At 61.8% G+C, this 8,079-nt stretch carries 9 protein-coding genes; 3 read left to right on the forward strand and 6 right to left on the reverse strand.

Annotated features, from left to right (window positions below):
• From AC1DUU_RS16275 to AC1DUU_RS16300, 6 genes are all read right to left on the reverse strand, one after another.
• Positions 1-741 (reverse strand): type 2 periplasmic-binding domain-containing protein (locus AC1DUU_RS16275; RefSeq protein ID WP_476784447.1); only part of this gene is annotated, 741 nt, incomplete at its 3' end.
• Positions 742-762: 21 nt separating this feature from the next.
• Positions 763-1,599 carry a MurR/RpiR family transcriptional regulator gene (locus tag AC1DUU_RS16280; RefSeq protein WP_476784448.1) on the reverse strand — a complete coding sequence of 279 codons (837 nt, stop codon included), beginning with the start codon at positions 1,597-1,599 and terminating at the stop codon, positions 763-765.
• A gap of 171 nt (positions 1,600-1,770) precedes the next feature.
• Positions 1,771-2,244 (reverse strand): hypothetical protein, encoded by a 474-nt coding sequence (locus tag AC1DUU_RS16285; protein WP_476784449.1) that lies wholly within the window; start codon positions 2,242-2,244, stop codon positions 1,771-1,773.
• A 1-nt stretch (position 2,245) separates the two neighbouring features.
• Positions 2,246-3,127, reverse strand: a complete 882-nt coding sequence (locus tag AC1DUU_RS16290) for a MurR/RpiR family transcriptional regulator (RefSeq protein ID WP_476784450.1) — start codon at positions 3,125-3,127, stop codon at positions 2,246-2,248.
• Positions 3,124-4,194 carry an ABC transporter ATP-binding protein gene (locus tag AC1DUU_RS16295; RefSeq protein ID WP_476784451.1) on the reverse strand — a complete coding sequence of 357 codons (1,071 nt, stop codon included), beginning with the start codon at positions 4,192-4,194 and terminating at the stop codon, positions 3,124-3,126. The genes AC1DUU_RS16290 and AC1DUU_RS16295 overlap by 4 nt, the downstream gene beginning before the upstream one ends.
• A 4-nt stretch (positions 4,195-4,198) precedes the next feature.
• The gene (locus AC1DUU_RS16300) at positions 4,199-4,969 is read right to left on the reverse strand and encodes an SDR family oxidoreductase (protein ID WP_476784452.1); all 771 of its coding nucleotides are present in this window, start codon (positions 4,967-4,969) and stop codon (positions 4,199-4,201) included.
• A gap of 188 nt (positions 4,970-5,157) precedes the next feature.
• Between AC1DUU_RS16300 and AC1DUU_RS16305 the strand changes: the two genes are divergently transcribed.
• The 3 genes from AC1DUU_RS16305 to AC1DUU_RS16315 form a co-directional block, all read left to right on the forward strand.
• Positions 5,158-6,393, forward strand: a complete 1,236-nt coding sequence (locus tag AC1DUU_RS16305; protein ID WP_476784453.1) for an ABC transporter substrate-binding protein — start codon at positions 5,158-5,160, stop codon at positions 6,391-6,393.
• 87 nt (positions 6,394-6,480) lie between these two features.
• The gene (locus AC1DUU_RS16310; protein ID WP_476784454.1) at positions 6,481-7,350 is read left to right on the forward strand and encodes a carbohydrate ABC transporter permease; all 870 of its coding nucleotides are present in this window, start codon (positions 6,481-6,483) and stop codon (positions 7,348-7,350) included.
• A partial coding sequence (locus tag AC1DUU_RS16315; RefSeq protein ID WP_476784455.1) for a carbohydrate ABC transporter permease occupies positions 7,347-8,079 on the forward strand: 733 nt, incomplete at its 3' end. The genes AC1DUU_RS16310 and AC1DUU_RS16315, both read left to right, overlap by 4 nt.

The raw sequence follows: 8,079 nt of genomic DNA on the forward strand, positions 1-8,079 counted from the left end.
CTTGTCGCCGATGGCCTTGTTAATGGCATCGGAGTTGGGCACCAGCACCAGGTCATTTGCAAACAGGTCGCGGATGAACTGCTCGCCGGCGCCTTGCAGGTCGCTRTCGACGGTGATCGGCTTGCCGAACTGCGCTTCATAAGCCTTGGCCATCTCGTCGGGCCGAAGCGAGAATTCGACCAGCAGATCAAGCAATTCGCCGCGCTGCATCGGGTCGACCATCAGGACGCGGCCCTTCCATTCGGGCGTGGTCAGCTGCCAGAGGTTCTTGACCGGCGCGCCGTTGGGATTGGCGGCTTCGTTGTACATCAGCACCTTGGTCGACAGGCGCTGAGTCAACAGTGGGGCCTTGTATTCGCCGGCAAGCTCACCGGCGACGCGCGGAGGCACGTAGGGAACGACGCGGTTGGTCTTGACCAGGTCCTCATAAACCACAGGGGTGTCGGCTATATAGAGCACGTCGACTGCGTTGACGCCGGCTGTTTGCTCGGCCACGACACGTGCGATCTGCTTGACCGAGCTCATGTCGATGCCGACCAGATCGATGCCCGGATAGGCCTCCTCGAAGGCCTTTTCGACCTTGGCAATGCGGCTCGACAGCGAAAAGACAGTGACCTTGCCTTCCTTCTGTGCGAGCGGCAGCAACTCGGCTGTGCTCATCGCATCGAGTTCGGCGGCRCTGGCTGCCAGAGGCAGCATGGCGACGGCGGCGAAAAGTGTCAGTTTCATCGACTTGAGCATGTTTTCCCTCCCAGGTTTTTCTCAATCGAATTCGTCGAACAGGCCCGACAGGCGCTCGAGCGCGCCCATGACGCGCGTCTGATGCCTGCCGGCAATGGTCAGCAGGATGGCGTTGACGATGGCGAACGGCACCGTCGGTGTCTGGAACTCGCTGCCTGAGCGGCCACGAGGTGCTGCCAGCACCAGATCGGCTTCGGGCTGCATCATGGTGCCGGCCAGATCGGTGACCAGAACGGCCTTGGCGCCCTGGGCATGGCAATGTTCGACGAGCGGAGCGTAGCTGGTCGGCTGCTTGCGGAAAGTGAGCGCCAGCACCAGATCGCCCTTGCGCATGCCGACGACGCGCTCGGCGATGTCGCGGCCGCGGCCTTCGAGAACGATGGTGGTCATGCCAAAGCGGTCGAGCCGGCGGCGCAGGAACTGGGTGATTGACTGGGCGTGGCCTTGGCCAAACAGGAAGATGCGCTCGGCGTCGACGATCATATCCGCGGCGCGGTTGATGCTTTCCTGCGAAACGGCGAGGCGGAGATGTTCGAGCGCTGCGATCTCGCTGCCGATCAGGTCGAGCAGGAAATCGCCATGCTCGACCTTGGCGACGGAGCGGCGCATGCGCTCGGCGGCATCCTGGCTCTCGACCAGCTCGCGCTGCAGCTGCGAGCGCAGTTCGGGATAGCCCTTGAAACCGAGCTTTTGGGCCAGCCGGGTCGTCGCGGCCTCATGGACGCTGGCGCGTTCGGCGAGCCGTGCGCTTGAGAGAAAAGCAGCTTCGGCGGCGTTTTCGAGCAGGGCCGAGACGAGTCGCTGGTCGGCCTCGGTGAGGCGGGTCGAATGGCTCTTGATACGTTCCAGCAATGTCACGATCTTGCACCCATGTTGCATTCGACTCATAGTGTGCAAGGTATCTTGCAGTCAAGTGCAAACGTTTGCAAGATTGGCTTTTCTGTCTTGCAGGCAGGGTGGCTGCGGGCATGAAAAAGACGCCCGAGAGGCGCCTTTGCGTTGGCTATGATGTCAGAAGTGCGAAGAGTCTCACTTGTATTTCATGTATCCGACGAAGCCGGTGATCTTCCAGCGGCCATCGGCCTTCCTGCAGAAGTAGAGCGTCTGCCAGTTCAGCCGGTCATCGGTTCCGTCGGCGCGTTTGATGGTGCCGTCGAATTTCTTGCGCGCCACAGCGACATCGCCGGTGATGTCGATTTCGGTCAGCCGCGTCGCGCGGTGGATGCCCGCCGACAACGGCTCGGCATAGGCGGTTGCAGCCGACTCGGCTGCCTGGCGCAGCCACTCGTCACGGTAGACGGAAAGGGTAGGAAAAGCCGCATCCCAGTCGTCCGGGTTGGCCGAGTTGTGGGCATGGATGCCGAGGAAGCGCTGCTCGTCGAAATCGCCTGCGACCAGGCCCCAATCTTGGGTCACGAAGGCCTCGATGTCGCGGCGCACCAGCATCTCCCAGATGGCGGCGCGGTCGGCGTCGTTGGCAAACGGATTTTCGGCAAGGGTCATGTCAATCACCTAGAGGCAGCCTGGGGTCGTCGACCTTCAGCGTGTTGAGGCTTTGCTTGATGCGGCGCAGACCTTCGAGAACCTTGGTTTCGCGGGTCTCGGCGGTGGCCAATGCGATCATGTCGAGTATGGCGAGAAGCGCGAAGCGCGACGAAGTCGGCTTGTAGATGTTGCCGTCTTCGATCGGCTGGAACGGGATCATCGTGTCGGCCACTTTCGCCAGCGCTGACCCGGGAGCGGTGATCGCTACCGTGCGGGCACCATATTGCCGGGCGACCTGAACGGCATCGATCACCGAGCGGGCATGGCCGGACACGGAGAACGCGACGACCGTGGTTTCGGGCGTAGCGACCGCCGCATACATGCGCTGCAACTGGCCGTCGACCTGGGCGACGACAGACAGGCCCAGGCGGAACAGGCGGTTCTGAAGTTCGGTAGCCATCATCGACGAGATGCCGCCGGAACCCAGGCAAAGGATGTTCTGCGACGCCGACAGCCGCTCTGCGACTGCAATCAGCGTTGCCACATCGAGATTGTCTGAGGCGCGCTGGATTGCGGCGATGGCCGCTTCTGTGACGGCGGAGGCCACGCGCTGCTCGCGGATGTCGCGATTGAGCGGCTCGGGCTTCAGATATTGGCCGCCGATGGCGATCGCCTGAGCGAGGAAGAACTTGAAGTCGCGTACGCCATCGCAGCCGAGGTTGCGGCAGAAACGGGTCACCGTCGGTTCGCTGACGCCGACGCGGGCGGCGATCTCGGAGATGGTGGCCTTGGAGGCAAAGTCGAGATCCGACAGCACCAGGCTCGCCAAGCGCCTGTCGGACTTGGAGCCGTCCTGCGCGGTGAACTGAAGCCGGGTGATGATGTCGGCGATGTTGCTCATACGGGAAGGCCGGTCGCCTTGTCGAACAGGTGGATGTTCTTGGGATCGGCCGTAACCGGCATGGTGTCGCCGGGGCGCACTGAAACCCGGTCGCGGAACACAGCCCGCACCTGCTCGCCGCCGATGGAGCCGTAGATATGGGTTTCCGAGCCAGTCGGTTCGATGACGTCGACCTTGAACTGGAGCGCGTCGGCGCCATTGCCGATGATGAAATGTTCGGGCCGGATGCCTGCCTCGACGGGGCCGCCGAAGGAAGAGGCTCGGCCGCCATTTAGCGACAGCTTTTCGCCGGAAGCGGTCGCAAAATGTGTGCCCGATCCTGAGTTGCCAAGGCTGCCCGAGACAAAACTCATCGACGGCGAGCCGATGAAGCTCGCGACGAATTTGGTCGCCGGCCTGTCATAGAGTTCGAGCGGCGCACCCACCTGCAGGATCTTTCCCTGGTTCATGACAACGATACGGTCGGCCATGGTCATGGCCTCGATCTGGTCGTGTGTCACGTAAACCACTGTCGATTTCAAGCGCTGATGCAGCGCCTTGATCTCGGTGCGCATCTGAACACGCAACTGAGCGTCGAGATTGCTCAGCGGCTCGTCGAACAGGAACACCTGTGGATCGCGCACAAGCGCGCGGCCCATGGCGACGCGCTGGCGCTGGCCGCCGGAAAGCTGGCGCGGATAACGGTCGAGATAGGCGTGAAGGTTGAGGATCGCGGCGGCGTCCTTGATCTTCTTGTCGATGGCAGCTGATGACTCGCCCCGGATTTTCGGGCCAAAGCCGATATTTTCCGATGCGGTGAGATGCGGAAACAGCGCATAAGACTGGAAGACCATGGCGATGTTGCGCTTCTGCGGCGGCAGGTCATTGGCGCGTACGCCACCGATCAAAAGGTCGCCATGGGTAATTGGCTCGAGGCCGGCCAGCATGCGCAAAAGCGTGGACTTGCCGCAGCCGGAGGGGCCGACAAGCACCACGAACTCGCCGCTGTCGATGTCGAGGTTGATGTCTTCGAGCACTTTGTGCTGGCCGAACGACTTGGAGAGGTTGCGGAAGGCAACGCCGGTCATTGTCTCACGCTCCCAGAATGTCGTCGATGAAAGGCAGGCATCCGGCTGTCAGTCCCGCATCGACGGGCAGCACAGCACCGGTGATGCCCGACGCCCGGTCGGAGGCGAGGAAGGCCACTGCTTCGGCCACTTCACGCGTGTCGACGATGCGGCCGAGCGGATAAAGGCGCTGCAGCTTGCCGAGGATGGCAGCGTCCTTGGCGAGGCGATGGTCCCAGGCGGGTGTGCGGATCGAGCCGGGGCAGACGACGTTCGCGCGGATGCCCTGGCGGCCATGTTCCACAGCGATCGCACGGGCAAAGGCGTTGATGCCCGCTTTCGCCGCCGCATAGGCCGGGTTGCCGAAATGCGAAAGCGCGTTGACCGAGGAGATGAAGACGAAGGAGCCCGAGCCGCGCGCGATCATCGGCTTGAGCAAGGCGTTGGTCAGGCTGGTGACGCCGGTCAGATTGAGGTCGATCTCGGTTTCGATGCTGTCTTGAGTCAGCGCGGGCATGGTCTCGGCGCGTGTCCAGCCGGCATTGTTGATGACGATGTCGGGGATGCCCTCGGCTTCGATCAAGGCGCGCATCGCAGGCTCGATGCTTGTCCTGTCCAGCAGGTCGAAGGCATGGCGCGTGGCGAGACCGAGCCCGTTCATCGCCTCGATGGTCTGGTCACAGCCGATGATGCGGGCGCCACGTGCGGCGAAAATCTCGACCAGTGCCCGCCCGACGCCACCGCCTGCGCCGGTGATCAATACGGATTTCCCGTTGAATTCGCTGTCTAGCGTCACTGGTGGGCTCCCAAGCGATCTTGGCCGCTTTCAAGCTTCAGGATTATGGTCGAAAATGTAATTAAGCAACAACAAAAGAGGCTTGATATKGCCAGAATGCCGGATAATGTAAGAAAGTCACTTATCAGATGGCGCGCAAAAGTGCCTAGGGAACGGGCGTTGACCCGTGGGAGCAAGGGAACACTGAAATGGCGATTGCAACGTGGAAAACCGGCCTCCTGGCCGGACTGAGCGTACTGGCGCTGGCGGCGCATGCCCATGCCGGCGAGGTGCGTGTGACGGTTGCCGAATACAGCTCGAAGACCGGCCCCTATTTCCAGGAGGTAGAAAAGGCATTCGAGGCGGCCAATCCGGGCATCGACGTCAAGTTCGAGGTCGTGCCGTGGGATGTGCTGCTGCAGAAGCTGACCACCGACATCACCGCCGGCACCAATGCCGATCTGTCGATCATCGGAACGCGCTGGCTGATCGATTTTGTCCAGCAGGGTATTGCCGAGCCGCTCGACGGCTACATCAATGACGAGTTCAAGGGTCGTTTCATCGACACCTTCATGTCGCCCTCGGTGATGGACGGCAAGACCTACGGCCTGCCGATCGCAGCTTCCGCGCGGGCGATGTATTACAACAAGGAATTGCTGGAGAAGGCCGGTTTCGCCAACCCGCCGGCAACCTGGGCCGAACTCAAGGACGCCGCCGCCAAGATCAAGGCGCTCGGTGGCGAAAACTACGGTTTTGGCCTGCAGGGCAAGGAGATCGAGACCGACGTCTATTATTATTACGGCATGTGGTCGCAAGGTTCCGAGATCCTCAAGAAGGACGGCACGTCGGGCCTCGACAGCCCCGGTGCCATCGAGGCGGCGAAACTCTACAAGTCGATGATCGACGAGGGGCTGACCCAGCCGGGCGTCACCTCCTACGCCCGTGAAGACGTCCAGAACCTGTTCAAGCAGGGCAAGGTCGGCATGATGATCACCGCACCCTTCCTGTCCAACCAGATCAAGGAAGAAGCGCCGAACCTTAAATACGGCGTCGCCGCCATTCCGGCCGGCCCGACTGGCGCGCGCGGCACCTACGGTGTCACCGACTCGATCGTCATGTTCTCCAATTCGAAGAACAAGGACGAGGCCTGGAAGCTGCTCGACTTCCTGTTCCAGACCGACTGGCGCGCCAAGTTCACCCAAGGCGAAGGCTTCCTTCCGGTCAACAAGGAAGAGGCCAAGATGGATTACTATGTGAACAATGCCGATTTGGCTGCGTTCACGGCGCTGTTGCCCGATGCGCGTTTTGCGCCGGTCATCCCCGGTTGGGAAGAGGTGGCGCAGATCACCTCGGACGCGGTCCAGAAGGTCTATCTAGGTGAGGGCGATCCCGAAGCCATCCTCAAGGAAGCAGCGGCCAAGGCCAACGGCATCCTGAAGAAGTAGCTTCGCTTGCTGTGAAAGGCGGCGTGTCGATGACTTCGATGCGCCGCCGCTTTCAGACGCTGACCTCGCGTTCCTGCCAAGGCTCTCATGCACAATCGCGCACTGCCATATCTGCTGACGCTGCCGAGCCTGATCCTGGCCGCGGTGGTGATCTTCTGGCCGGTCCTCGACCTGATCCAGATCGCGACGCATGACGTCAGCCGTTTCGGCCAGCTGCGCGATTTCAGCGGAGCGGAGAATTTCCGCGCTCTGCTTGCCGATCCGGATTTCATCAAGGCGGTGCTGCGCACCGGCGTCTGGACCGTCGCGGTGGTCAGTGGAGCGTTGCTGGTGTCGATCCCGGTGGCGATCATCCTCAATGCGGATTTCTACGGCCGTTCGGTGGCGCGCGTCGTCGTCATGTTGCCTTGGGCAGTGTCGCTGACCATGACCGCCATCGTCTGGCGCTGGGCGCTGAACGGCGAAAGCGGCATGCTCAATTCCGCCCTGCGCGGGCTCGGCCTTGTCGACCAGAATATCCAGTGGCTGGCCAGTGCCGCGACTGCCTTTCCGATGCAGATCATGATCGGTATCCTGGTGACGGTGCCGTTCACCACCACCATCTTTTTGGGCGGATTATCATCGATCCCCGACGATCTTTATGAGGCGGCGGCACTGGAAGGGGCGGGGCCGGCGCAGCAGTTCAGGCGCATCACCCTTCCCTTGCTCAAGCCCTTCGTCAACATCGCGATCGTGCTCAACACGATCTACGTCTTCAACTCGTTCCCGATCATCTGGGTGATGACGCAGGGCGGACCGGCCAACTCGACCGACATCCTCGTCACCCATCTCTACAAGCTCGCCTTCCGCATCGGCAAGCTGGGCGAGGCCTCTGCCGTGTCGCTGGTCATGTTGGCGATCCTGCTCGTCTTCACCGCGATCTACATACGACTTGCCATGCGGGGAGAACGGGCATGATGTCTCCCAAGCTCAAGCGCACTGTCATCGCCTGGCTGCTTCTGGCGCCGCTCGTCGTCGTCACGCTGTTTCCGTTCGCGGTGATGTTTTTGACCGCCGTCAAGCCGGCTCAGGAAGTGCTGACGCCGAATTGGTGGCCGAGCGAGTTCCGCTGGCGCAATTTTTCGGAGATGTGGGTGGCGGCAGGCTTCGGCCGGGCGCTGTTCAACTCGCTCCATGTCTCGCTCATCGCCACCATCGGCGCGATCCTCGTTTCGATTCCGGCGGCCTATGCGATGTCACGCTTCCGCTTCGCCGGCCACGGTGCCTTCCGACATTTCCTGCTCATCTCGCAGATGATCTCGCCGATCGTGCTGGTGCTCGGCCTGTTTCGCCTGCTCGCTTCCTTCGGCCTGGTCGAAAGCCTCAATGCGGTCGGCGGCGTCTACATGGCCTTCAACGTCGCTTTCACCGTGTGGATGCTGCAGAGCTATTTCGACACCATTCCGCGTGACCTTGAAGAAGCCTCATGGATGGAAGGCGGCAGCCGCTGGCTCACCTTGCGCAAGGTGTTCTTGCCGCTGTGCGTGCCGGCCATCGCCGTCACCGCCATCTTCACCTTCATCAACGCGTGGAACGAATTCGTCGTGGCGCTGACCATGCTGCGCAGCCAGGAAAGCTACACGCTGCCGATCCAGGTATTTTCGCTGGTCGCCGGCCGCTACACGGTCGAATGGCACTACGTCATGG

It is taken from the genome of Aminobacter sp. P4_H6_2, from assembly GCF_056400805.1.